The following is a 24,904-nucleotide window of genomic DNA, read 5'->3' as shown; positions in this document are numbered from 1 at the left end:
CTCAGCTTGCCTTCGCGCCAAGCAGCCCGCTGGGCCGGACCACCAGAACAAGCGCCATCAGGCCGAACATCAGCCCATCAACAAACAAGGGAAAGCCAATGGCGCCGAAGGAACGGGTCAGCCCGATCAACAATGCCGCCACCAGCGCGCCGGGGATCGATCCCATGCCGCCGATCACGGTGACGATGAAGCTTTCGATCAGCACGGAAAGCCCCATGCCCGGCGTCAGGCTGCGCACCGGCGCCGCCAGTGCGCCGGCCAGCCCGGCCAGCACGCAGCCGAGTCCGAAGACTCCGGCATAAAGCAGCTTGGTGTTGATGCCGAGCGCACCGACCATCTGGGGATTGATGGCCAGCGCCCGGATGATCTTGCCGATCCGGGTCTTGTTGATGCCGAGCCACAGGCCCAGTCCCGCCGCCAACGCCATGACCAGCATGAAGATGTAGTAGCTCGGCACGAAGCCGCCGGCGATCTGGATGGGAGCCGTAGCGAAGGCATCCGGCATGCCCATCAGCTTGTAGTCGGCGCCGAACAGGATCTTCACCAGGTCGTCGAAGATCAGGATCGCGGCGTAGCACACCAGCAGTTGCATCAGCACGTCATGGCCATAAACGCGGCTCATGATGAAGCGCTCGAACGCCACGCCAATGACCCCGGCCGCTAGGGCGCCGAATGCCAGCGCCGCGGTGAAGCTGGCGGTCTGTTCATAGGCCAGCAGCGCGAAATAGGCGCCGGCCATGTAGAAGGCGCCATGGGCGAAGTTGACGATCCCTAGCACGCCGAAGATCAGCGACAGGCCGGAAGCCACGAGAAAAAGCAGCATTCCCACAATCAGGCCGGAGGAGATCTGCGTGACGACGCAGGCGCCGGATGCGAGGCATCCGGCCAGAACCTCGAGATTCATGTTCGGTTTCCCGGCAATATGGCGGCTGGGGAAGCGTCAGGCGAAGCCTTTGTCCTTCTTCCACTCCTGCTCCATCTCCAGGATCTGCGCCCAGTCCACCGGAACGAAATCCTTGACGTAGGGCGCGGCCGGAATGGTGATCCCCCAGGGAACGGGATAGCCGATGATGGTGTGGTCGCTGGCACGCATGGTGATGGCCTCGTCCACCGCGAAGGCCGTCTTGAGCTCCATGCCGGAAATCTCGTTGGACAGCGCCGTGGGATCGGTCCGGCCATTGGTGCGGCGGAGCGCCTCCGCGATGAACTCGCAGGCGACATAATTCTGCCAGGCCCAGTTGGTCGGCTCATGCTTGGCCAGCTTGGTGAAATCGTCGGCGAAGGCGACGTTCGCCGGCTTGGCCGGATAGTTCCGGTTGTAGCGATAAGCGGTGTGGATGCCTTGCGGCAGCTGCTTGATGGCGCTGGCCACCGGCGGATCGCCGAGCGAGGAGGAAAAGAAGGTCAGGTTGCCGAACAGCCGGTAAAGATTGGCCTGCTCCACGAAGCTCACCAGATCCCCGCCCCACAGCGCGGAATACATCGCCTGCGGCTTCACCTGCAGGATCTTGGTGATGTTCTCCGTGTAGTCGGGCGCGAAAAGACGCGGCCAGATCTGGTCCACCACCTCGATGCCGGGATCGAATTTCTTGGCGAAGATCAGGAACTCGGCGGTGTTGTCGCGGCCGAAGGCATAGTCCGGCGAACAGGTCATCCAGCGCTTCAGCCCGCGCTCCTTGGAGATGGCCGAGGCATAGACGCCACCTGCCACCGCATCGTGAACGCCCTGCCTGGCGCAGCGGAAGGCGTGCTTCACCAGCATCTTCGGATCGGCGGTCAGCGACGAGGTTTCGCTGTTGGTGTGCAGGCAAAGGACAGGGATGTCGCGCACGACCTCATGCACGGCGAACGAGCCGGCGGAGGATTCCGCGTCGATCAGGATCTCGCAGCCGTCATTGTTGATCAGGTCACGCGTGATCTTGGCGGCTTCGTCCGGCCTCCCCTTGGTGTCGCGGTCCACCACTTCCAGCGTGCGGCCGCCAATGCCGCCTGCCTCGTTGATGCGGCTGAAGGCATAGCGGATCGCGGTCCGGCTGGAAGTGCCGAGAATGGCGATGCGGCCTGAAAGGGTGGTCGGCATGCCGACCCGGATCACCTTGGCCTGGGCGCCCGCCACATGCGGCATGGCGAGCATGGCGGTGCCCGCGGCCGCACCGCCTAGCAGCATGCGGCGCCCGATGGCGCCTCGGTTCTCGGACATTCGGTGGTCTCCCTTTGGTGGCTTCCTGTGCCCGCCTTGGGCGGTGCCGCGGAAGTCTCGTTTCATGTTTTCAGCTTGGCATCTTGGTGAGGGCGGCGCACCCAAGTCAATGTCCATCGCCACCCCGGCGGAATCATGCGTCCTCCTTTAGGGGACGCGATTTTTTGCATGGCGGCGCATGAAGGCGGCTGCCATGCAGAGGCCCTACCACGTTTCGCGCAGCAGCTTCGCTGCCATGTCGAGCACGCCTGCCGCCGGACCGGCGGCGCGGTCCATGGTCAGGAATCCATGGGTCATGCCGGACAGATGCAAGGCCGTGACGGCGACGCCCTCCGCCTCAAGCCGCGCGGCATAGCGCCGGCCTTCGTCGCGCAGCGGATCATGGCCGGCCGTCAGCACGAAGCTCACCGGCAATCCGGCCAGGCTGGCCGCCCGCAGGGGCGAGGCCTGCCATTCGGTTCTTTGCTCCGGCCGCGGCACATACTGCTCGATGAACCAGCGCATCGTGCTTGCACCCAGCAGCATGTTCTCGGTGGTGCGGGCGTAGCTCTCCTCCGTGATCGCGAGATCGACCGTGGGGTAGAACAGCAATTGGCAGGTGCTGGCCGGCGCCGTGCCGTCGCGGCCCATCAGTGCCAGCACCGCCGCGAGGTTGGCGCCGGCGCTGTCGCCGCCGACGGCGATGCGCGTTGCGTCGATGCCCAGGCGCTCCGCCTGCGCAACCAGCCAGCGCAGTGCTGTCAGGCAGTCCTCCACTGCCGCCGGATAGGGATGCTCGGGCGCCAGGCGGTAATCCACCGCCAGCACGCAGGCGCCGCTCAGCCGTGCCAGACGGCGGCAAACCCAGTCATGCGTTTCCAGGCTGCCCAGCACCCACCCGCCGCCATGCAGGAACAGCAGGCAGGGTTGTGCCGTACCCGCTTCCGGCGGGGTGGCACGGTAAAGCCGCACCCGCACGCCATCCGCCGCAAGATCCTGGACCACGGGCAGGCTGTCCCGCTCGCTTTGCAGGGCTAATGCGCGCTCCGCATGGACCTTGCGCGCGGCAACCGGGCCCAGCGCCTCGAAGGGAGGATTGCCGGCTTCGCGCACCTTTTGCATCAGGGCGCGAATGTCGGGATGAACCGCGGCCATGCTCAGCGCCTCAGCACAAAGCCTTCATAGCCGCGGGCGGCCACCTCCGCGCAGCGCTTGGCATAATTCGCCATGCCGCCCGCATAGGGCATGAAGACGCGCGGCTTGCCAGGCACATTGGCCCCCAGATACCAGGAGCTGTTCGCCATGGGCAGCAGCGTGGCATTGGCCGCGTCATTCACATGCGCCACCCATTCCTCGGCCGCCGCCGGCTCGGCCTCGATGGTCGCGATGCCCTGCTCGCGCATGTGGCGGATGCAATCGGTGATCCATTCCACATGCTGCTCGATCGCCACCGGCATGTTGGTCAGCACGGACGGGCTGCCCGGGCCGGTGATGGTGAACATATTAGGGAATTCCGCCACCTGCAGGCCCAGATAGCTGCGCGGCCCGGCCGCCCAGACATCCTTCAGCGGCACGCCGTCGCGCCCCTCGATGTCGAAGGCCAGCAGCGGCCCGGTCATGGCATCGAAGCCGGTGGCGAAGACGATGATGTCCAGCGCATATTCCGCATCGGCGGTGCGGATGCCGTCCGGCGTGATCTCGACGATGGGCGCCGCCTTGATGTCGACCAGCGTGACATTGTCGCGGTTGAAGGTCTCGAAATAATAGCTGTCCACCGGTGGACGTTTGGTGGCGAAGGGATGGTCCTTCGGCGTCAGCCGCTCCGCCACCTCGGGGTCCTTGACGATGCTTCGAATCTTGGCGCGGATGAACTCGGCAGCGGTGTCGTTCGCTTCCTTGCTGGTCAGCAGGTCCATGAAGCTGGCGCGGAAGCGCAGGCCGCCGGTTTCCCAGGCGGCCTCATACTGGGCGAGCCTCTCCTCGGGGGACACGGCCAACGCGGAAACCTGGTTCACCAGGAAGGGATGCCCGTTGGGGGAACGCTTCGCGAGGTCCCGGATCGCGGCATACTCGGCCTTGATCTTCTGCACCTCCTCCCGGCTCATCGGCGCGTTGCGCGCGGGAATGCTGTAATTTGCGGTGCGCTGGAACACGGTGAGATGCGCGGCCTGCTCGGCGATGACCGGCGTGGCCTGGATGCCGGTGGAGCCGGTTCCGATCAGCCCGACGCGCTTGCCTGTGAAATCCACCGGCTCATGCGGCCAGCGGCCGGTGTGGTACCAATCGCCCTTGAAGCTTTCGAGGCCAGGAAATTTGGGGATGTTGGCGGAAGACAGGCAGCCGACGGCGGTGATCAGGAAGCGGGCCGAGTAGCGTTCGCCGCCCTCCGTCTCGGCATGCCACAGATTGGCATCCTCGTCGTACCAGGCGCGGTTGACGCGGGTTTCGAAGCGGATGTTGCGGCGCAGGTCGAATTTGTCGGCGACAAAGTTCAGGTAGCGGCGGATCTCGTGATGCTCGGGATAGCGCTCGCTCCAGCTCCATTCCTGTTGCAGTTCATCGGAAAAGGAAAAGGAGTAGTAGTAGCTTTCGGAGTCGCAGCGGGCGCCTGGATAGCGGTTCCAGTACCAGGTGCCGCCGACGCCATCGCCAGCTTCCAGCACCTGCACCTTCAGCCCCAGCTTGTCCCGCAGCATATGCAGTTGGTAGAGCCCGGCGAAGCCGGCTCCGATCACCACCGCATCCAGAACGGTGGCCGGAGCGACCGTGGCTTCGATCGTGGATGTTTGCGCGCTGGACATGCTCCACCGCCTCCCCTGCATTGCTTCTTGGACGTCAGCGGCCCCTGTTGACAGGCCGCGCTTGGGAAAAGGTTAGGGGCTTGCTTCCGGACCAGCAATTTCCAAAACTGCCAAACTGATGTGACGGCACGGAACAGGTCAGATGGATCGGCTGGGGGAAATGCAGGTCTTCGTGCGGGCGGTGGAAGATGGCAGCTTCTCCGCCGCGGGCCGTTCCCTGTCCCTGACGCCTTCCGCCGTCAGCAAGCTGATCGCCCGACTGGAAAACCGGCTGGGGGTGGTGCTGTTCAACCGCTCCCTGCGCAGCCTGGCGCTGACGCCGGAGGGTGAAGCCTTCTATCCCGCCGCACGGCAGGCCATCGAGGCAGTGGAGGAAGCGGAATCCGTGGCCTTCACAGGCTCCCAGGTGCGGGACGTGCTGCGCGTCCGTTCCATTCCCACCTTCGCCGTTCATCTGCTGGCGCCGCTCCTGCCCGACTTCCGCCGGCAGCATCCCGCGCTGCGCCTGGAATTCATCCTGAGCAACGAGCCCGGCAACCTGCTGGAGGGCGGGGTGGATGTGGCCATCAACATCGGCGATCTGCCGGATTCGTCACTGATCGTCCGGCGGGTGCTCGACATGCGCTGGATCATCTGCGCCGCGCCATCCTACCTGGCGGAGCGCGGCATTCCCGAAAGCGCGGCGGCCCTGGCCGAGCATGAATGCCTGAACTTCAACAAGCGCATGCCCTGGAGCACCTGGACCTTCCGGGATGATGACCGCTCCGTCCGCCGCATCCAGGCCAGCGGCAGCGTGACGGCAAATCAGGGCCAGATGCTGATGGCAATGGCGCGCGCCGGGGTCGGCATTGCCCGTCTGGCCGATTTCCAGGTCACCCGCGACCTCGCCTCCGGCCGCCTGATCCAGCTCTTTCCGGGGCATGAGCACAGGATGGAGGACACCATCTATGCGGTTTATCAAAGCCGCCGGCATCTCAGCCAGCGGCTGCGGGTCTTTCTGGACTTCCTGGACAGCGCCTTCGCCCGCTAGGGCCTGAAGCAGGGCGTCCGGCGACACGGCCAGCCAACAGGGCATCCCGCCGGCCGGCCGTCCCCGATGGGCGCGGATGCCTGTGGCAGCCAAGGCCAAGCGTGGCGCGGAGCGGCGGCGCCCTAGGTTTGCGGGTGGTGCCGGCCCCATGCCCCCTGGGCTTCCCGGCGCACGGCCTGGCAGATTTCATTCGTTGCCGGGGCCGGGTAGCCCTGGTCCAGCAGGGTAGCCCTCATCTCGTCGATCCGGGCTTCAAGCGTCCTTTGGAAGGCTTCCTCCGGCTCTCCCCGCATCTTCTCGGCCAGGCGGTTGGCGATGCCCTGCGGCATCTGGGTATAGGCTTGGCTCACCATTCCATTCATTCATGCTCTCCATTTTGGACGTTGGATTTTGCTTATGAACGGGTCGCAGATGGCTTGGTTCCACGGGGCTGGCAGCGCAAAAGTGTTAGTTGCCGCCTGAAACCGCTCGCAAAGGTGGTATCAGAGGCTGCCCCCTTCCCTTCCTGAACTGAAAAACGGCCCGAATTCTCCACACCGATCGGACGGCGCCCCTCGGCCCGACATCCTGGCAAGGAGCATCATGCCTGCGGGACACGATCCGCTGGAAGACGATTCCGGGCTTCTCCCTTGCGGCATCATCCCGGACGGTTCGCCTTCCGCTGCGCCTGCCCCGGCGTGACGCCGAAGGCGGCGCGGTAGGCTGCGCCGAAAGCCGGGGCGCTGGCATACCCCACCGCCGCCGCGGCGCGGGCCGGCGGCACCCCGCGCGCCAGCAAGGCCGCGGCCTCCGCCAGCCGCCAATGCTGCCGCCACGCGCCAAAGCTCATTCCCGTTTCAGCCCGGAACAGGCGCGACAGGGTGCGGGCGCTGGCGCCCACCTCGGCCGCCCAGCCTTCCAGCGTCATGGCGCTGCCGGGCTGCTCCCGCAGCGCTTCCGCCAGTCGCATAAGGCGCAGGTCGCGCGGCTGCGGCACGCCGAGGGGCAGCGTCGGCGCGCGGCGGATCTCATCCAGGATCAAGGCGGCAAGATGCCCGGCCCGGCCCTCCGGGTCCCATTCCGGCGGCTCCTCGCAGGCGGCCAGGATAAGCTCCCGCAGCAGGGGGGAAACCGCCAGCACCGCCACGCCCGGCGGGCCGCTGCGCGCGGCGTCCTCCCGCAGGAACAGGGCCCGCATGGCCACCAGCCCCTGCGTCGCCACGGCATGCGGCAGTCCCGCCGGCACCCACAGCGCCCGCCCAGCCGGAACCACGAAGCCGGCCTGGTCGGTGGTGATCCGCATGACGCCATGGCTGGCATAGATCAGCTGCACGCGGCGGTGGGCATGGCGCGGGGTTCGGCCGCCATCGGGATAGTCACGCCGGAAACCGGCCAGGGGGCGGTCCACGGCATCCTGCGGCAGATCGCTCTGGGGAATGATGTAGGCTGGCGGTAATTGACGGTTTGGCGACATGATCTGGCCGGATGTCGTTTTCCGGTCAGGCTATCCTTCCCCGCAGGAACGGCAAGACCGGAATAACACCGCCATGTCCCTGCATCCCGCCACGCGGCAGATCGCCTTCATCAACGCGGCCCACAGCGCCACCCATTTCAGCCTGCTGATCCTGGCCACCGCCGTGCTCGGCCTGGTGCAGCAGGAGCCGGGGCGCTTCGGCACCGATTACGGCCCGATCCTGGCGCTCGGCACCGGCATGTTCGTGCTTTACGGCGTGGGCTCCCTGCCGATGGGCTGGCTGGCGGCGCGCTATGGGCGGCGCAACCTGATGCTGGCCTTTTTCCTGGGCACGGGCAGCTGCATGGCGCTGGCGGGGTTCGCCCCTTCGGCCTTCTGGCTGGCCCTGGCGCTGGCAGGAATGGGAGCCTTCTCCGCCATCTATCACCCGGTCGGAACCGCCATGCTGGTGGAGGCGGCGGGCGACAAGGTGGGGCGCGCGGTGGGCCTCAACGGTGTTTTCGGCAATCTCGGCGTCGCCACGGCGCCGGTGCTGACGGCCTTCCTGGTGGCCACGCTGGGCTGGCGCTGGGCCTTCCTGGTGCCAGGCGTGCTGTGCTGCGCCATCGGCCTGCTTTACTGGCGGGAACCGGCCATCGACATGGCGACGGCGCGGGGGGCGCAGAAGCCCTTCCCGGTTATCCCGCCCGCCGTGGTGCGGCGCGCGGTGGCGGTGCTGCTGGCCATCGCCGCCGTGTCGGGGCTGGTGTTCAACGCCTTCACCCTGCTGCTGCCCAAGCTGATGGAGGAGCGGCTGGCCAGCAGCCCCGACCTGCTGCCAGTGATCGGCGCGCTGGCCTTCATCGTGACCATCTGCGGCGGGCTGACGCAGTTCACCGTGGGCCGCATGATCGACCGGATGACGCTGAAGCGCGTCTTCCTGCCCATGGCACTGGTGCAGGTGCCGGCGATGCTGGCGCTTTCCTTTGTCGAGGGCTGGGTTGTGCTGCCGCTGGCGGCGATGCTGGCCGCCTCCATCTTCGGGCAGGTGACGGTGAACGAGACGATGACCGCCCGCTACATCGCGCCGCCCCTGCGGGTGAAGCTGTATTCCATCCGCTTCTTCGTGGGCTTCCTCGGTGCCGCGGCGGCGTCGCCCCTGATCGGCCTGCTGCATGAGGCGACGGGGCGGCTGGACATGACGCTGGTGGTGCTGGCCGGCTTCTCCGGCGTGACATTGGCCTGCGCCCTGTTCTTCCCCGACCGGCGGGAGGAGCTTCAGCCCGAATTGTGGCCGGCCCAGGCCGCTCCGGCGGAATAACGGCCGCCTGGCCACCCGGCCCGCAACGGAAGGGTGGCCAGGCAGGAACGAGGATGGGCGCGGCTTCCGGCTCTTGGGCTTTCGCGCATTCCATGCAGTGATCGCGGCATGAGAGCCGCTTCAAAATCGGACCGGATCGTGGCCCAGATCGCCGCCGCGATGGAAAGCGGCCTGCTGAAGCCTGGAACGCGCATCGCCTCCATCCGCAGCGCCGCGCGGGATCACGGCATTTCCAAGAACACGGTGGCGGAGGCCTATGACCGCCTTGTCGCATCCGGCCATCTGGAGGCCCGCCCCGGCGCCGGATATTTCGTCACCCATCTCCTGGCCCGTTCCCCGCCCCGGCGGAGGGAGGTGGCGGAAGCGCTGAACCTCGTTTCCCTGCTGCGCGAGCAGACCGAGCAGCATTACCTCGTCCGCCCCGGGGAAGGCCGCCCGCCACCGTCCTGGATGGAGGAATCCGAGCTCGCGCGCCATCTGGCGCAGGCCAGCCGGAAGCAGCATCGGGGCGAGGCGCATGCCTATGGCAGCTCCTGGGGCTACCCCCTGCTCCGCGAACAGGTCGCGGTGTCGCTGGCGGAGCGCTTCATCGAATGCGGCCCGGACCAGGTTCTCCTGACTCAGGGTGCGAATCACGCACTCGACCTCATCATCCGGCAGATGATCGCGCCGGGGGAGCGGGTGCTGGTGGACGATCCGGGTTATTATCCGCTGTTCGCCAAGCTGCGGCTGGCGAAGGCGGAGGTGGTCGGCATCCGCCGCAACCGGGACGGCCCCGATCTGCAGGACCTGCAGGCGAAACTCGCCCAGGGGCCCGCCCGGGCGTTCTTCACCCAGTCGCTGGCGCACAACCCGACCGGCGGCACCCTCTCGCTTCCCATCGCGCGGGGCGTGCTGCAACTGGCGGAACAGCACGACCTCCTGCTGGTGGAGGACGACGCCTTCGCGGACCTGCTGCCGGCCGCCAGCCCCCGCCTCGCTTCGCTCGATGGATTGCGGCGCGTGCTTTATGTCGGCACCTTTTCCAAGACATTGTCGGCATCGCTGCGCGTCGGCTTCGTGGCCGGCGCGGCGCCGGTGGCACGGGAACTCAACGACCTGAAGCTGCTGACCGTGGTGTCCACCTCGCAATACGCCGAACGCCTCGTGGCGCGCCTTATCGAGGAAGGGCATTATCTGCGCCATCTGCGGCGCCTGCGGAAGCGGATCGCGGTGGCGACAGCGGATGCCCTGCGGAACCTAGCCGGCGTGGGCCTGCCGGTCTGTTCCCCGCCCGGCGGCGGCTTCTATCTCTGGGCGGATCTTCCGAACGGCATCGAGGAAACGGCCTTGTGCCGCCTGGCCGCCACGCAAAGCATCTTTCTTGCTCCGGGCTCGGTGTTCAGCCCGGAGCGGAGCACGCGGCCAGCAGCCCTGCGCATCAACATCGCCCATGCCAGCGAGCCGCATTTCCTTAGCTTCCTGCAGCGGACCCTGTCCCGGCCGCATCTCTGACGGTCACGCCTTTCCGGGCAGTTGGCCGCCGGCCAGCAGGGCCCGCGCGACCCTGGAAGCCGGGCCGCGGCCGAGCTCACGCGTGATGAGGTTCCCCGCATCGGCCAGCAGCCGGAGGTCGACACCCGTGGCGACGCCCATGCCGTCGAGCATGTAGACCACATCCTCCGTCGCGACATTGCCCGCGGCGCCTTTGGCGTAAGGGCAGCCGCCCAGCCCGGCCACGGCGCTGTCCACCACCGCGACCCCCAGTTCCAGGCAGGCCAGGATGTTGGCGAGCGCCTGGCCATAGGTGTCGTGGAAATGCAGCGCCAGCCGCTCCACCGGCACGTCCCGCGCCACCGCCTCCACCATGCGGCGCGCCTTCAGCGGCGTGCCGGTACCGATGGTGTCGCCCAGCGACACCTCGTGGCAGCCCATGCCGGCCAGGGCCACCGCGACGCGGCGCACCGCCTCCGGCGCCACCTCCCCCTCATAGGGGCAGCCGAGCACGCAGGACACATAGCCCCTCACCCGCAGCCCCGCCGCCAGGGCCCGCGCCACCACGGGGGCGAAGCGCTCCAGGCTTTCGGCGACCGAGCAGTTGATGTTGGCGCGCGAAAAGCTTTCCGAGGCCGCGCCGAACACCGCCACCTCGCGCGCACCGGCCGCCATCGCGGCCTCCAGCCCCGTCAGGTTCGGCACCAGCACGGAATAAGCCACGCCCGGGCGGCGCCGCAGCCCCGCCAGCACCTCCGCCGTGCCAGCCATCTGCGGCACCCAGCGTGGCGACACGAAGCTCCCGACCTCGATGCTGCGGAGGCCAGCCTCCGCCAGCGCGTCGATCAGGTCCAGCTTCACCGCCACGGGCACCGCCACGGCCTCGTTCTGCAATCCGTCGCGCGGGCCCATCTCGACGATGCGCACCTGGGCGGGCAGCATCACCGCCGGCCCTCAGGCATCGCGCATTCTTTGCAGCTCCGCCGCGGCGACATCCTGCCGCACCTGCCGCTTCCCGATCAGGATGGCGGCCAGCCGCGCCACCTCCTCCCCCACCGCGCCGGCGGCGATGGCGACGTTGTTGGCGTGCAGCGCCATGTGGCCCTTCTGGATGCCCGTGGTGGCCAGCGCCTTCATGGCCCCGAAATTCTGCGCCAGGCCCACGGCGGCGATGATCCGCGCCAGCTCCGCCGCGGAGGAAACGCCGAGGATCTTCAGGCAGGCCTGCGCGGTGGGATGGATCTTGGTCGCGCCTCCGACAAGGCCGACCGGCATGGGCAATTCGATGGAGCCGGCCAGGTCGCCCGCCGCCGTCACCTCCCAATGGCTGAGGCTGGAATAGCGGCCGCCGCGCGCGGCATAGGCATGGGCGCCGGCCTCCACGGCGCGGGTGTCGTTGCCGGTGGCCAGCACCACGGCGGAAACGCCGTTCATGATGCCCTTGTTGTGGGTGGCGGCGCGGTAGGGATCGGCTTCCGCGAAATGGTAGGCGCTGATCATGCCGTCGCGCACCGCCGCGCCGCCAATCGCCTCCACGGGCCAGGTGGCGCGGGCGCGGGCAAGGCGGCGGTCGGCCAGGTTGGAAAGGATGCGCAGGAAGACACGCCCGCCCGTCCAGCGCTCGATGGCCGGCGCCAGCGTTTCGGCCATGGTGTTGACGGTGTTGGCGCCCATCGCGTCGCGCGTGTCGATGATGAGATGCGTCACCACCATGAGGCCGCCGCGGGAGGCGACAATCCGCACCTCCAGGTCGCGGAAGCCGCCGCCCAGCCGCACCAGCATCGGATCGCAGCCATCGCAGGTGGCGGCGATCTCCTCCTGCCGCTCCAGGATGCGCAGCCGGGCATTCTCCGGGTCGCTGACGCCGGTGAGCTGCACCTGCGCGATCATCAGGTTGCCGGAAAGGGAGGTGGTGAAGCCGCCCGCCTCGTGGCACTGGCGCGCCGAGTTGCAGACCGCGGCGACCACGGAGGATTCCTCGGTCGCCATCGGCACCAGCACGTCCCGGCCATCCACGCGCATGTTGGTGGCGACGCCGATGGGAATGGACAGCGTGGCCACGACGTTCTCGATCATATGGTCCGCCAGATGCGGATCGATGTTGCCGGGAATGGCGAGCTGCCCCGTGGCGGCATCATCCAGCCCGGCGAAGGCGGCAACGGCCTCCAGGCGTTCCGCCATGCTCATGCGGTGGAAGCCTGGAATGCGGGAAGACAGGTTGCTGATCGTCATCGTCAGGTCCGATGCGGCTGCGGAATGGGTATGGTGAGGCATTCCCGGACCGCGCGCGGCCCGGGCTGTTTGTTGTCCGGCATGGCCGCGTCCGGCGCGCGGGCGGGCTATTCGATCTTGATGCCGCCTTCGCGGATCACGTCGCCCCAGCGGCGCGTGTCGCTGAGCAGGATGCCGCGCAGCATCTCGGCGTCGCCCGAGACGAGTTCCACGCCCTGCTCGCTCATCCGGCCGCGCAGATCGGGGTCATCCGTGGCGGCGCGGAGCGCGGCGGCGGCGCGCGCCAGGATGGGCGCGGGCGTGCCGGCGGGGGCGAAGAGGCCCTGCCAGAAATATACCTCGAAGCCGGGCAGCGTCTGGGAGATGGGCGGCAGTTGCGGGTAGTTGGGGATGGGCGCGGCGGCGGTGACGGCCAGGCCGCGCGTCCCGCCATCGGCCAGGGTGGTGTTGGCTTCCTGGATGGCGTGGAAGACGACATGAATGCGCCCCTGGCGCAGGTCGAGCGCCGCCGGCGTGCCGCCCCGGTAGGGGACATGGACGATGTCGATGCCGGCGCGGGCCCGGAACATCTCCAGGCACAGATGGCTGACCGACCCGGTGCCGGGCGAGCCGAACAGCACCTTTCCGGGATTCGCCTTGCAATAGGCGATCAGCTCCGCCGTGTTCTTGACCGGCAGGGACGGGTGCACATGCAGGATGAAAGGCGTGCGGAACACCATGCCGATCGGGTCCAGCTCCTTCGCCGGGTCCTTGGGGGTCAGGGTGGGCTGCAGGGTCTGGTTGATGGCGAGGGTCGTGGTGCCCATCACCAGCGTGTAGCCATCCGGCCGGGCACGGGCGGCATAGGTGGCGGCGACGGAAGTGGCGGCGCCCGGGCGGTTTTCCACAACCACCGGAACGCCGAGATGGCGCGAAAGCGGATCGGCCACGGCCCGGGAAGCAAGGTCGGTCACGCCGCCTGGGGGATAACCCTCGACCAGGGTGACTGCGCGGTTCGGCCAGGCGCCCTGCTGGGCTCCCTGCCCCTGTGCGTGAGCCAAGGCCGGCAGAAAGGCTCCCGGCACCCCGAGTGCGGCCAGGAGGAGATGGCGACGATGCATGGAACGCTTCCTGTTTCTTGCTTGCTTGTACCTCCCACACTGTTCCACCGGCCGGATGAGCTACAGGGACAGTTTGCCGGAAAATCCCTGGTACAGTTCGGCCGTCCATCCCGGGAACAGGGATGCGGCGCCTGTTGCTCCGGCCACGATATCGGGGTGGAGGGAAGCGGCTTCCCGCGTCCCTCCGGCCAACCTCTAGGCCTGTTCCGCCAGCTCACGCCGCGCTTGCCGCGAGCCCGGGATGTGGTTGCCCCGCAGCGACTGGCCGGCCGTTTCGATGGTGAAGGCCAGCGCCAGCATTCCGACCGCGCAGGCCGCCATCATCAGATAGGCCGGCATGAGCGGATCGCCCGTCCGTTCGATCAGCCAGGAACTCGCCATCGGCGCCGTGCCGCCGAACAACGAGGTCGAGACATTGTAGGCGATGGCGAAGCCCGCGAAGCGAACCGAGGTGGGGAACATCGCCGGAAAGGTGGCCGAGATGGTGGCAAGCTGCGGCGCATAGAAAAGGCCCAGGGCCGCGAAGCCGAGGATCGCCCCGAGCAGGCTGGCCTCCATCAGGTGGTAGAGCGGGATCACCAGAACGAACAGCCCGACCAGGGAGAACCACCAGAGGGGCTTGCGCCCGATCCGGTCGGATATCGCGCCGGCAAAGGGCAGCAGGACCATCATGAACAGCATGCCGATGATGGGCACGTAAAGCGCCTGCTGCGTGGACAGCCCCAGGCGCCGCTCCAGATAGGTCGGCATGTAGCTGAGCAGCGTGTAGTTCACCACGTTCAGCGCGATCACCAGCCCGCCCATCACCAGCAGCGGCTTCCGGTAATGGCGCAGCAGATGCCCGAGGCCCCGCTCGGCTCCTTCCTGGCTGCCCTGGGCCTCGATCTCCCGGAAGACCGGCGTGTCCTCCATCTTCGAGCGCAGATACATGCCGATCAGCCCCATGGGTCCGGCGACCAGGAAAGGCAGCCGCCAGCCCCAGCTCCGCATCGCCTCATCCCCCAGAACCAACGAGAAGCCCAGCATCAGCAGCGCGCCGAAGGAAAAGCCCGCCAGCGTCCCCACCTCCAGGAAGCTGCCATAGAAGCCACGGCGCTTGTCCGGCGCGTATTCGGCCATGAAGGTGGCCGCGCCGCCATATTCGCCGCCGGTGGAGAAGCCCTGGATCATGCGCAGCACGATCAGCAGGGCGGTCGCCCACAGGCCGATGGAATCATAGGAAGGGATCAGGCCGACGCAGAAGGTGGCCCCCGCCATCAACAGGATGGTGGCGGCCAGCACCGATTTCCGCCCAAGCCGGTCGCCCAGCGGGCCCCAGAAGAACCCGCCCAGCGGCCGCACCAGGAAGGAGATGGCGAAGGTGGCCAGGGCGAAAAGCGTCGCCTCAGCCGCTTCCCCCGGAAACAGCGCCGCGGAGATATAGGTCACGCCATAGGCATAGATGCCGTAATCGAACCATTCCGTCGCGTTGCCAACGGCCGAGGCGGCGATTGCGCGCCTCAGCGTGCCTTGATCGGGCTGTCCCGCACCTGCTGGCGTCACCTCAGATCTCATCCGCTTTCCTTTCGGTTGTCATTGATGCGGCCGCGGCTCGCGCGCTCATGAACGATCCTCCGTCAGGGGATCCAGGCCGGCCGACATCGGCGTGGTGTGCGGCAATGCCTGGTAGGATTGCTGCAACTCGCCAGGAGGCGACGGGCGCGCCGCGAGGCGCCACAGCCCGAAGCCGGTCGCCGCCGCCGCGCAGGCCGCGATGAACAGAAACAGCCCCGCCGGCCCGAGCGCCGACATGCTCGCCGCTCCCGCCAGCGGCCCGGCTGCCGCCCCGGCGGAATAAACCAGCACCAGCCCCGCGCTCGCTCCCACCCGCTCCGCCGATGTCAGCCGGTCATTGGTGTGCGCGACGCAGAGCGGATACAGGGCGAAGCTCAGCCCGCCGAAGATCCCGCCCAGCAGAAGCAGCGCCGTTCCAGGGCTGCCCAGCAGCGTGATGCCGATCGCCACCCCGGTAACCGCCGCGAAAACGGCCAGGATCACCATCCGCCGGTCGAAGCGGTCGGACAGCCAGCCAAGCGGCCATTGCAGCGTCACCCCGCCCAGGATGACCGCGCTCATGAATGCCGCCGTTGCAGGAAGATCGAGGCCGATGCGCTGCGCATGCACCGCGCCAAGCCCGTAGAAGGCGCCCAGCGCCACCCCGGCCAGCACGGCACCGACCATGCCAAGCGGGGAGGCCACATAAAGGCGCCGCATGGATAATGCCTGGTAATCTCCCAGCACCGGGCTGCTGGCGCGGGTCAGCGTCACCGGCAGCACCGCCAGGGACAGCAGGATCGAGGCCATCACGAAGGGCCAGGTCGGGTTGGCCCCGCTGATCGTCAGCAGGTACTGCCCGAGGCCTTGTCCCGCATAGAGCGCGATCATGTAGGCCCCGAGCACCGAGCCCCTTGCCGCCGGATCGGCGCGGTCATTCAGCCAGCTTTCCAGGCAAACATAAACGCCCGCGATGCAGAAGCCGTCGATCAACCGCAGCGCCGCCCAGAAGCCCGACGCCTGGTACAGGCCATAGGCGAGCGTGCTCGCCGACAGCAGCGACACGAAGGATGCAAAGGCGCGGATATGGCCCACCCGCCGGATCACCGTGGCCGCCTGCAGGGAGCCAAGGGTCAGGCCCACGAAATAGGTGGAGCCGACCAGGCCGATCAGCAGGGCGCTGGCGCCCGCGGTTTCCAGCCGGACACTGACAAGGGTAGAAATGAAGCCCCCGCCGGCCATCAGGATGAAGATGGCGATCAGCAGGCTCCGGACGGGTCTCACGGCGCTGAACATCCGGCTACAACGGTTCTTCGCGCCAGTGGTTCCCTGGGTGCTCGCAATGTCTGGTGGCTTCGGCCAGGAGCGCGACCTTCTTCCGACCAAACCGGATGGACACCGGCCCCGACTGGCGTCAGCGTTGGTCCGAAGCGCCGCTCAAGGCGCAAGGAGGGAGGACAGGTCGATGACCTCTTGGACGAGGCGTTCCGTCATGGCCGCCATGGGGGCCCTGCCCCTCGGCGCGGCGCGCACAGGCACCGCCGCCACCGGCAGCTGGCCCAGCGAGCCCATCCGGATCGTTGTGCCCTTCGGGCCGGGTGGCTCCACCGACGCCGTGGCGCGCCTGGCGGCACCCGGCCTGCAGCAGCGCCTCGGCGTGCCCATCATCATCGAGAACCGCAGCGGCGCCGCAGGCAGCATCGGCACCGATGCCGCCGCCAAGGCACGGCCGGACGGGCATACCTGGCTGCTGACCTTCGATTCGCACGCCCTCATGCCGATCCTGGTTCCGAACCTTTCCTTCGATCTGGAGAAGGACCTGGTTCCCGTCACCCAGATCGGCCGCGCGCCCTATGTCACGGCCTGCCAGCCGGCCAAGCCCTATCGCAGCATGACCGATATCTTCAATGCCGCGCGGCGCGGCGGCGTGTCCTTCGGTTCGACCGGCAATGGCACGATCGGCCACCTGGTCATGCTGATGATGGCCCAGCGCATGGGGGTCGAGTTGACCCACCTGCCCTATCGCAGCGGCGGACTTGCCGTGAACGATGCCGTCGCGGGGCATGTCGATCTGATGATCGGCAGCGCCGCCCTGCTCGCCCCCCATGTCTCGGCCGGCACGCTGCGCCCCCTGATGCAACTCGGCAGCAGCCGCCTGCCGGCCCTGACGACGGTGCCGACAGCCATGGAATCCGGCTTTCCCGAATTGACCGCCGAAGCCTGGTGGGGCGTGTTCGGGCCGGCAGGCATTCCGGCCCCCATTGTTGCGCGCTTCCAGGCCGCCCTGATCGAAGCTTATCGCGAACCGCGCATCGCCCAGCAATTCCAGGAACTGAACCAGGCGGAGCTGGTGCTCGGAGACGCGCCGGCGCTGGCCAGCTTTGTGCAAAGCCAGATCCGCATCTGGGGCGGCGTGGCACGCGCCCACAATGTGCGGCCGGATTGATGATGGCACGGTCCTGAGGCCGAACATGGCTGGCGGCACAGGCGCGGCCCGCTGAATATCCGGCCTTTCTCATGCGTCGCGGACCACCCGCGCGATGCCGGCGCCCTTTGGGCGGGGCACCGGCCCAGCATCCCGTTGTTCAAAGAAGGAACCATCATGAGCCAATCAAAAGAATTCCATAACCTCGACAACGAGACGGGGGGGATTTTCCGCGAACTCGCGGCCGGGGTGACGACGCGCATCTTCGCCGGCGAACAGGCCATGCTTTCCATTGTCACCATTGCGCCCGATGCGGCGGGGGAGTTGCACCAGCATCCGGAAGAGCAATGGGGCGTGCTGCTGGAAGGGACCGCCGTGCGCATCCAGGGCGGCGAGGAGATCCCGGTCCGGAAGGGCGATTTCTGGCGAACGCCGGGCGGGGTTCCGCACACCATGCGAGCCGGACCCGAAGGCGCACGCGTGCTCGATATCTTCAGCCCGCCGCGGCCGGAATATCGCGTCGCCGGAAAGGGCTTCGGCGGCAGCTGACCGTGGTCTTCCGCTTCTGCAGCGGGGCGTGGCCCGGCCTGATCCCGATCCGATGGAACGGCCTTGAGGCTGCCACGCCCGGAGGGCGCGGCAGTTCTCAGCCGCCGGCCAGATAAGGCCCGGAGAACCAGACCAGGCCCACAACGAACACGCCCAGGGCCACCGTCATGCACCAAAGCAGCAGTACAATGAAACCCAGCATGGTTCCGCGAAGACGAGGCCGGAACAGTGGCAACCGGCTTCTTTGCTCACGGTAGAATTGCGCCATCATGGCAAGGCTTCTCCTTGCTGTCCGTGAATGAACGCCGCTTCCTCGCGGAAGCTTCCTGGTCCTGCCATGAATGTGAAAGGCGTGCCCAGCGCCTCCATTCTTGTTCCACGACAGAAGCGCCAGGGCCAAAGGAAGGGCTCTATCAATCACCTTTCGGTTGAAATACTTTTTCTGATCTTAAACCTGAAAGGGCGATTTTCCGACTGGCCTTCCATGCTTCCTTCCGGCCGCGGCGGCAACATCACCGCGGTCGCCGGCGGCGACAAGTTGAGAGACTTGCTTTCATCCGCGACCCCGCTTCCGGCGTTCACCAGCAACAATGAAAGACTGGCGCGCCTCAGCAGGCGCCCGATCGAAGCACTGAGAAGGCAGGTCCATGGCCCCTGATTCCATGCCTCGGCGCATCCGGGTGAACCGGGCGCCGGTCCTGACGCTCTGGGCCATCGTGGTCGCCGAACGCCTGGGCCATCCCCCTGAAACGGCGCTCAGCCTTGCCAGCCATGTGGCGGGCACGGCGGCGCGCGCCAAGGCACGCCGCCTGGGCCTGAGCGATGGCACCAGGCATGAGGCTGATGCGGCCCGCCTCGCATCGCGGGAAACCACCCGCCTGCTGGGCAAGGAGGTGCCGCTGGCGCATGACGCGGATGGCCAGGTGCTGGCGGATGCGGGAGACGGCAAGCCCGCACCCCCGGCGCCGGTCCATGCCTATGTCGCCCGGGCCTTCGGCCAGAGCCTGCCGGCCGTGAGGGCGGCCATGGAGGAACTGGCGGATCGCTACGAACCCCGGGAACTGAATCGCATCGGCTTCCGGCTGTATGAACGCTTCAGGCCCGAAGTGCCGGTGGATGTGACGGGTTGGGGCGCGCGGGGCGAGCTGGACCTGGAGGCGGTGCGAAGAGCGCATACCGAAACTTGAGTGACCCGCAGGAAGCGGTGAACCGCTTCGCTGTTCCGGCCCGGTCATCCGGCCAGAACAGTTCTGCGATGGCCATGAAGGCAGGCAATCCTGAGGAAGGTGTTCCCGGTCTTTGCAACGTGCGGGCCGGCCGGGTGGCTCGCTTGTTCCACGGCCATGCCGGAGGCAGTCTGGCAGCGCAGCCCCATCACCGGGGAAACAGGAAAAAGGAAGCCAGGGTGGCGTATCGCAGAACCTTCTTGAAAACGGCCGCCGGCGCGGCCGCGGCTATTGGGACGGGCCAGCTGTCCGCGCCGGCCCTGGCGCAGGGCAGCGCGGCGCGCACGCTGCGCTTCGTGCCGCAAGGCAATCTCGCCAGCATGGACCCGATCTGGGGCACATCCGTCCTGTCCCGCAATGCCGGGCTGATGGTCTATGACACGCTCTTCGGCATCGGCGCCGATTTCAAGGTCAGGCCGCAGATGGCGGCGGGGCATGAGGTGTCCGAGGACGGGCTGACCCACACGGTCACCCTGCGCCCCGGCCTGCGCTTCCACGATGGCGAGCCCGTCCGCACCCGGGACTGCGTCGCCTCGATCCGCCGCTGGTCGAAGCGCGACGTCCTCGGCCAGCGCCTCGACGTGCTGCTGGATGAGATGACGGCCGTTTCGGATGACCGCTTCACCATCCGCATCAAGCGGCCCTGGAACGGGCTGACCTGGGCGCTGGGCAAGGTGGGCGCGAATATCTGCGTGATCATGCCGGAGCGCGTCGCGCAGACCGATCCCTTCACCCAGGTCACCGACTTCACCGGCAGCGGCCCCTACCGCTTCCTGACCGACCAATGGGTGGCAGGCAGCCTGGCTGTTTTCGAGCGCAACGCCGGCTACCAGCCGCGCCAGGAAGCGCCGGACCTGCTGGCCGGTGGCAAGCAGGTGCATTTCGACCGCGTCGAGTGGCGCGTCATGCCCGATGCCGCCACGGCCGCCGCCGCGCTGCAGAACAACGAGGTGGATTGGTGGGAAACGCCCCTGCCGGACCTGCTGCCGATCCTGCGGCGCAACCGGCAGATCGCGGTGGAGACGATCAACACCTTCGGCGCCTTCGGCGTGCTGCGCTTCAACCACCTGCATCCGCCCTTCAACAATCCGGCGGTGCGGCGCGCCCTGTTCCCGGCGGTGGACCAGGAAGCCTTCATGCAGGCCGCGATGGGCACCGACCCCGAGTTGTATGGGATTCCGGCCGGCGCCTTCACCCCGGGCACGCCACTCGCCAATGACGCGGGGCTGGAGATCCTGACCGGTCCGCGCGACCTGGAGAAGGCGAAGCGATTGCTGCGCGACTCCGGCTACAACAACGAGCGCGTGGTGCTTCTCTCGGCCACCGACCTGCCGAACCTCAATGCCATGACGGAGGTCGCCGCGGACCTGATGCGCCGCGTCGGCTTCAATGTGGACCTGCTGGCGATGGACTGGGGCACGCAGATCCAGCGGCGCACCAATCGTGGCCCCGTGGAACAGGGCGGCTTCAGCGCCTTCTGCACCACCTGGGAAGGGATGGACACCTCCGTGCCCGGCAGCCACCAGCCGCTGCGCGGCAACGGCGCCAATGCCTGGTCCGGCTGGCCCGAAAGCCCGAAGCGCGAGGCCTTGCGCGACGAATGGTTCGAGGCCGAGGACATCGAGGCCGAGAAGCGGATCGCCGAGGAATTGCAGCGCAATGTGTGGGAGGAGGCGCCCTTCATCCCGCTGGGCCTCCAGCGCCCGCAGCAGGCCTATCGCCGCAGCATCACCGGCGTGCTCAAGGGCGGACCGGCGCTGTTCTGGAACGTGCGGCGCGCCTGAGCCACGGAACACCCTCCCCTGGAGCGACGGCACGGCCGTGCCCGTTTCGGGGGAAGGCCCCTTTCAGCCGGATCGGATCATGGCGCCTGGCGGTTTGACGTCCGCATGCGCGATGCGATGATGCGCGCAGATCCACGGGCCCACACCGATCAGGAGCCTTTCCATGGCCGAACCCCTCGCCGAGCAGCTGATCGAGCGATTTTTCCGCTACCTCGCAGTGGAAAGCCAGAGCGACGCGAAAGTGGACGCCATCCCGAGCACGCCCGGGCAGCGGCGGCTGGCGGAGATGCTCAAAGCGGAGCTGGAAGCGATCGGCCTGGAGGACATCCATCTCGACCGGCACAGCATCCTGACCGCCAGGCTTCCGGGAACGCTGCCGGAAGCCCCCTGCATCGGCTTTGTCGCCCATCTGGACACGGTGGATGTCGGGCTGTCGCCGGAGATCAGGCCACAGCGCCTGGCCTTCGACGGTGGCGACCTGCTGCTGAACAAAAGCCAGGACATCTGGCTGCGGGTGGGCGAGCATCCGGAAATCCTGCCCTATCGCGGGCAGGAGATCCTGGTAAGTGACGGCACCAGCGTGCTGGGCGCGGACAACAAGGCGGCCATCGCCGTTGTGATGACCTTGATGGCACGGCTGAAGAATGGCGGCACGCCGCATGGCGACATCATTGTCGCTTTCGTTCCCGACGAGGAGATCGGCCTGTGCGGGGCGAAGGTGATGGATCTGGCGCGGTTCCCTGTCGCCTTCGCCTATACGATCGATTGCTGCGAACGGGGAGAGGTCGTTTACGAAACCTTCAATGCAGCCGCCGTGACCGTGGACATCACGGGGGTGACAGCCCATCCCATGTCGGCGAAGGGTGTGTTGGTGAACCCCATCCTGGTCGCCGCCGAGCTGGTGCAGTTGTTCGACCCGATGCAGACGCCTGAAAGGACCGAGGGGCGCGAGGGCTATTGGTGGTGCAACGGCATCTCCGGCAACCAGAGCACCGCCCAATTGCAGATGTCGATCCGCGACCATGACGGAACACGGTTCGCGGAGCGGAAGGCCTTTGTCGCGGAAGCCGTCGAGGTCATCCGGGCGCGCCATCCCAAGGCACGAATCGAGTACCGCATCGAGGACAGCTACCAGAACATCGACGCCGCGCTGGGCAATGACCGGCACTGCGTGGACCTGATTTTCCAGGCGTTGCAGGACATGAACATCGCCCCGAAGGTGATCGCGATGCGCGGCGGCACCGACGGGTCGGCCCTTTCGGCGCGGGGCGTGCCGACGCCCAACTACTTCACCGGCGCCCACAACTTCCATTCGCGCTTCGAATTCCTGCCGGTGGAAGCTTTCGTGGAGTCCTACAAGGTCACCGAGCGCCTTTGCGAACTGGCCGCCCGTCCACGCCGCGACGGCTGAGCGGCGGCATCAGGCCGGTCATCCTAGCGGCGGCTGGCCTCGCTCATTGCCCGATAGGCGGCTTCCAGCGCCGCGAGGGAGCGGGCACCCTGGGCGGTCGCCGCCTTGTCGCTGCTGTCGACATCGTCCATCTGCATGCGCGCCGCCTCGACGCCTTCGGCCAGACTTTCGCAGCATTCGGTCAGGTGGTCGCTGACCTCCCCCTGGTCCAGCCCGGCGTCGGAACGCCAGGCCGCCACGATAGCCTGCACTTCCCGCGCCACCCGGTCCGGCGTGGCGCCGCGGCCGATCACCTCCGCGAGGCGCGTCAGGGCCTGCTTCGGCAGGTTGACCCGGGCGGGCTTTCGAACAGCGGCAGACTTCTTGCTCATCATGGATCCTGTGGCGGCGCGGCAAGGTCCGGCTATCCGGGGCCGGAGGCGGCGCAAATGGTGCTGACCGGTTTCCTTCCATATAGGCCGCCGGGGGCTGTTCCGCAGGAGATGGTTCTCCGCGGCGGAAGGGCATCGCCGCTTGGAGGCGGAATTGGCTCCTTGCGATGTAAAACGAACGCTTTACATTGTGCCCATGGACAAACGGGCAGACATCATTGCTTGTGCCGCCAGCGCCTTCGAGGCGGATGGCTTTCGAGGCATCGGGGTCGACAAGGTGCTGGCGCCGTCCGGCGCCTCCACCCGTACGCTGTACAAGCATTTCGGCTCCAAGGACGGGCTGGTGCTTGCCGTTCTTGAGGAACGGCACCGCCTCTTCGGCGCCCATCTGGAGGCCGCGGGAAAGGGCGCCGATCCCGTCGCCACCTTGTTCGAGACGCTGCGGCAATGGCTCGCGGAGCACGGTGCCCGGGGCTGCATGCTCCTGCGCGCCCGGGCGGAATACGCGGCAGCCAATGGGGAGATCGTCGCGCTGGTGCGACGGCAGAAGGACGAGTTCCGGCAAATGATCGCGCGCCGGGTGGAAGCGGCGCTGGGGTGGAAGGATGCCGGCCTGGCGACGCAGATCTGGCTTCTTTTCGAAGGTGCCACGGCGGCGGCCAGCGTCGCGGATCTTTCGGTTGTCGATGAGGCCAGGGCGGCCGCCCATTCCCTGATCGAAGCCGCGAAGAGCCACCGGCCTTGAAAGGCGGCAACCTTGTCGCCGCGGCCTTCGCGCTGACGGCCTTGTCCTATGGCTTGGCCCGCTTCGCCTATGGCCTTCTGCTGCCGCAGATCCGCGCGGATCTTTCGCTTGGCGCGGGGGCGGCGGGCTGGATCGGCGGCGGCGCCTTCGGGGCATATTGCATCGGCATCGCTTTCGCCTCCCTGGCGGGCGCGAAGCTGGGGGAGCGGGCCACAGCCATGCTCGCCGGCTTTGCCGCGACGGCAGGCGTCGGCCTCGTCGCCCTTGCCCCCTCCGCCCTGGTGCTGGCGGCCGCCATCGCGCTCGCCGGCCTCAGCACGGGCTTCACCTCTCCGCCATTGGCATCCGCCGTGGCCCGGGAATTCAGCGAGCATACGCGCCCGAAGGCGAACGGCATGATCAATGCCGGCACGGCGGCAGGGATCGTGTTCTCCGGCGCGGCAGCACTGGCCCTCGCGGCGGCATGGCGCGAGCTTTACGCGCTGTTCACCCTGATCGGCGTCGCCGTGACGGCCTGGCTATGGTTCGCGATGCCGGCTGGTTCGCCCGGGCGCGAGATTGGCTGCGTTTCGCCCCGGACGCTGGCGAGGCCAGGCCTTGCCGGCCTGTGCGCGGCCGCCTTCCTCATGGGCGCATCGAGCACCGCCATCTGGACATTCGGCGCCGACATGCTGCGCGGGGAGTTCAGCTTTCCGGAAGCGCGCATTCCGCTGGCCTGGATCGCGCTCGGCCTTGGCGGGCTGGCCGGCGCATTGACGGGCATCCTGGTTGCGCGTTTCGGGATCGGTTCCGTGCACCGGGCGGCACTTCTGGCAATGGCCCTTGGCTACGGCCTGCTCATGGCGGCGACGGCGGCTCCCCTCCTCGCCTTTGCGGCGATGGCCCTGTTTGGCGCCGCCTATATCGTTTCCAGCGGCGTTCTCCTGATCCGGGGAACTATGCTCCTTCAGGACCAGCCCCAGCTCGGGCTGGGCATTCCTTTCCTTGCGATCGCCGTCGGCCAGACGGCCGGCGCACCGCTCTTTGGCACCATGCTGGAAGGCGCAGGTGCCTGGGCCGCGCTGTCGATGTCCGCCGCCATTGCTTGCGGAGCGATGGTCTGGAGGATGAGCGATGACGCCCCTTCATCCTGACGGGCATCCTGACAGGCACAGCGCGCTTTCGGGCCGGAAAATGCGAAAGTCATTTCCGCCCTGAATGCGTTCAGCCACCAAGGCGCCCGACGCAAGGGCGGGCGCCCCGGCTTGCCAGGGCGCTTCCGCTATGCCCTGACGCCAGCCGGCGCAACAAGG

General features: G+C 67.6%; 24 protein-coding genes. 11 read left to right on the top strand and 13 right to left on the bottom strand.

Annotated elements, in window-relative coordinates; translation table 11 throughout:
* Position 1: 1 nt before the first annotated feature.
* The 4 genes from F0Q34_RS02880 to F0Q34_RS02865 form a co-directional block, all read right to left on the bottom strand.
* Positions 2–904, bottom strand: a complete 903-nt coding sequence (locus tag F0Q34_RS02880; protein ID WP_149810615.1) for a branched-chain amino acid ABC transporter permease — start codon at positions 902–904, stop codon at positions 2–4.
* A 36-nt stretch (positions 905–940) separates the two neighbouring features.
* Positions 941–2,200: an ABC transporter substrate-binding protein gene (locus F0Q34_RS02875; RefSeq protein WP_149810614.1), complete on the bottom strand. Its 1,260-nt coding sequence runs from the start codon at positions 2,198–2,200 to the stop codon at positions 941–943.
* Between the two features lie 204 nt (positions 2,201–2,404).
* Entirely contained in the window at positions 2,405–3,334 is a 930-nt protein-coding gene (locus F0Q34_RS02870; RefSeq protein WP_149810613.1) for an alpha/beta hydrolase, read from the bottom strand.
* A gap of 2 nt (positions 3,335–3,336) precedes the next feature.
* On the bottom strand, positions 3,337–4,980 hold the full coding sequence (locus F0Q34_RS02865; protein ID WP_149810612.1) for a flavin-containing monooxygenase: 1,644 nt from the start codon (positions 4,978–4,980) through the stop codon (positions 3,337–3,339).
* A 142-nt stretch (positions 4,981–5,122) separates the two neighbouring features.
* Between F0Q34_RS02865 and F0Q34_RS02860 the strand changes: the two genes are divergently transcribed.
* Positions 5,123–6,010 (top strand): LysR family transcriptional regulator, encoded by an 888-nt coding sequence (locus tag F0Q34_RS02860; RefSeq protein ID WP_149810611.1) that lies wholly within the window; start codon positions 5,123–5,125, stop codon positions 6,008–6,010.
* 122 nt (positions 6,011–6,132) lie between these two features.
* Here F0Q34_RS02860 and F0Q34_RS02855 read toward each other — a convergent pair whose 3' ends face one another.
* Together F0Q34_RS02855 and F0Q34_RS02850 are read right to left on the bottom strand one after the other, a co-directional pair.
* Positions 6,133–6,360: a hypothetical protein gene (locus F0Q34_RS02855; RefSeq protein WP_161600762.1), complete on the bottom strand. Its 228-nt coding sequence runs from the start codon at positions 6,358–6,360 to the stop codon at positions 6,133–6,135.
* 287 nt (positions 6,361–6,647) lie between these two features.
* Positions 6,648–7,397 (bottom strand): AraC family transcriptional regulator, encoded by a 750-nt coding sequence (locus F0Q34_RS02850; protein ID WP_241665287.1) that lies wholly within the window; start codon positions 7,395–7,397, stop codon positions 6,648–6,650.
* 139 nt (positions 7,398–7,536) lie between these two features.
* Here F0Q34_RS02850 and F0Q34_RS02845 point away from each other — a divergent pair, with 139 nt between their 5' ends.
* Together F0Q34_RS02845 and F0Q34_RS02840 are read left to right on the top strand one after the other, a co-directional pair.
* Positions 7,537–8,763: an MFS transporter gene (locus F0Q34_RS02845; protein WP_149810608.1), complete on the top strand. Its 1,227-nt coding sequence runs from the start codon at positions 7,537–7,539 to the stop codon at positions 8,761–8,763.
* A 108-nt stretch (positions 8,764–8,871) separates the two neighbouring features.
* The gene (locus tag F0Q34_RS02840; protein WP_149810607.1) at positions 8,872–10,257 is read left to right on the top strand and encodes an aminotransferase-like domain-containing protein; all 1,386 of its coding nucleotides are present in this window, start codon (positions 8,872–8,874) and stop codon (positions 10,255–10,257) included.
* Positions 10,258–10,260: 3 nt separating this feature from the next.
* Here the strand turns inward: F0Q34_RS02840 and F0Q34_RS02835 are convergent, their stop codons facing one another.
* The 5 genes from F0Q34_RS02835 to F0Q34_RS02815 form a co-directional block, all read right to left on the bottom strand.
* Positions 10,261–11,178, bottom strand: a complete 918-nt coding sequence (locus F0Q34_RS02835; RefSeq protein WP_370750910.1) for a hydroxymethylglutaryl-CoA lyase — start codon at positions 11,176–11,178, stop codon at positions 10,261–10,263.
* A gap of 12 nt (positions 11,179–11,190) precedes the next feature.
* Positions 11,191–12,468, bottom strand: a complete 1,278-nt coding sequence (locus tag F0Q34_RS02830) for a hydroxymethylglutaryl-CoA reductase, degradative (protein WP_149810605.1) — start codon at positions 12,466–12,468, stop codon at positions 11,191–11,193.
* A gap of 107 nt (positions 12,469–12,575) precedes the next feature.
* A complete protein-coding gene (locus F0Q34_RS02825) occupies positions 12,576–13,568 on the bottom strand; it encodes a Bug family tripartite tricarboxylate transporter substrate binding protein (RefSeq protein ID WP_149810604.1) in 993 nt (330 codons plus the stop codon).
* Positions 13,569–13,763: 195 nt separating this feature from the next.
* Positions 13,764–15,110, bottom strand: coding sequence for an MFS transporter (locus F0Q34_RS02820; RefSeq protein WP_206667941.1), 1,347 nt, complete (start codon positions 15,108–15,110; stop codon positions 13,764–13,766).
* A gap of 57 nt (positions 15,111–15,167) precedes the next feature.
* Complete coding sequence (locus tag F0Q34_RS02815) at positions 15,168–16,385, bottom strand: MFS transporter (protein ID WP_241665286.1); 1,218 nt, start codon at positions 16,383–16,385, stop codon at positions 15,168–15,170.
* Positions 16,386–16,566: 181 nt separating this feature from the next.
* On the opposite strand from F0Q34_RS02815, the gene F0Q34_RS02810 reads away from it, so the two are divergent.
* Together F0Q34_RS02810 and F0Q34_RS02805 are read left to right on the top strand one after the other, a co-directional pair.
* The gene (locus F0Q34_RS02810) at positions 16,567–17,547 is read left to right on the top strand and encodes a Bug family tripartite tricarboxylate transporter substrate binding protein (protein WP_161600761.1); all 981 of its coding nucleotides are present in this window, start codon (positions 16,567–16,569) and stop codon (positions 17,545–17,547) included.
* 156 nt (positions 17,548–17,703) lie between these two features.
* Positions 17,704–18,075: a cupin domain-containing protein gene (locus F0Q34_RS02805; RefSeq protein ID WP_149810600.1), complete on the top strand. Its 372-nt coding sequence runs from the start codon at positions 17,704–17,706 to the stop codon at positions 18,073–18,075.
* 97 nt (positions 18,076–18,172) lie between these two features.
* Here the strand turns inward: F0Q34_RS02805 and F0Q34_RS21710 are convergent, their stop codons facing one another.
* Positions 18,173–18,346, bottom strand: coding sequence for a hypothetical protein (locus F0Q34_RS21710; RefSeq protein ID WP_161600760.1), 174 nt, complete (start codon positions 18,344–18,346; stop codon positions 18,173–18,175).
* 27 nt (positions 18,347–18,373) lie between these two features.
* Between F0Q34_RS21710 and F0Q34_RS02800 the strand changes: the two genes are divergently transcribed.
* The 4 genes from F0Q34_RS02800 to pepT all read left to right on the top strand — a co-directional run bounded on the left by F0Q34_RS02800 (position 18,374) and on the right by pepT (position 22,496).
* Entirely contained in the window at positions 18,374–18,733 is a 360-nt protein-coding gene (locus F0Q34_RS02800) for a hypothetical protein (RefSeq protein WP_149810599.1), read from the top strand.
* Positions 18,723–19,262 carry a hypothetical protein gene (locus tag F0Q34_RS02795; RefSeq protein ID WP_149810598.1) on the top strand — a complete coding sequence of 180 codons (540 nt, stop codon included), beginning with the start codon at positions 18,723–18,725 and terminating at the stop codon, positions 19,260–19,262. The genes F0Q34_RS02800 and F0Q34_RS02795 overlap by 11 nt, the downstream gene beginning before the upstream one ends.
* A gap of 218 nt (positions 19,263–19,480) precedes the next feature.
* Positions 19,481–21,085, top strand: coding sequence for an ABC transporter substrate-binding protein (locus F0Q34_RS02790; RefSeq protein ID WP_241665285.1), 1,605 nt, complete (start codon positions 19,481–19,483; stop codon positions 21,083–21,085).
* A gap of 163 nt (positions 21,086–21,248) precedes the next feature.
* Positions 21,249–22,496, top strand: coding sequence for a peptidase T (gene pepT, locus F0Q34_RS02785; RefSeq protein WP_149810597.1), 1,248 nt, complete (start codon positions 21,249–21,251; stop codon positions 22,494–22,496).
* Positions 22,497–22,519: 23 nt separating this feature from the next.
* Here pepT and F0Q34_RS02780 read toward each other — a convergent pair whose 3' ends face one another.
* The gene (locus tag F0Q34_RS02780) at positions 22,520–22,867 is read right to left on the bottom strand and encodes a hypothetical protein (protein WP_149810596.1); all 348 of its coding nucleotides are present in this window, start codon (positions 22,865–22,867) and stop codon (positions 22,520–22,522) included.
* A gap of 196 nt (positions 22,868–23,063) precedes the next feature.
* Between F0Q34_RS02780 and F0Q34_RS02775 the strand changes: the two genes are divergently transcribed.
* Together F0Q34_RS02775 and F0Q34_RS02770 are read left to right on the top strand one after the other, a co-directional pair.
* Entirely contained in the window at positions 23,064–23,612 is a 549-nt protein-coding gene (locus tag F0Q34_RS02775) for a TetR/AcrR family transcriptional regulator (protein WP_149811236.1), read from the top strand.
* Entirely contained in the window at positions 23,609–24,745 is a 1,137-nt protein-coding gene (locus F0Q34_RS02770) for an MFS transporter (RefSeq protein WP_149810595.1), read from the top strand. Before F0Q34_RS02775 ends, F0Q34_RS02770 begins: the two co-directional genes overlap by 4 nt.
* Positions 24,746–24,904 lie beyond the last annotated feature (159 nt).

The organism is Teichococcus oryzae, from assembly GCF_008386565.1.
Classification (GTDB): domain Bacteria; phylum Pseudomonadota; class Alphaproteobacteria; order Acetobacterales; family Acetobacteraceae; genus Pseudoroseomonas; species Pseudoroseomonas oryzae.
Note: the sequence above shows the minus strand (reverse complement) of the source record. Positions and strands in the feature narration are given on the sequence as shown.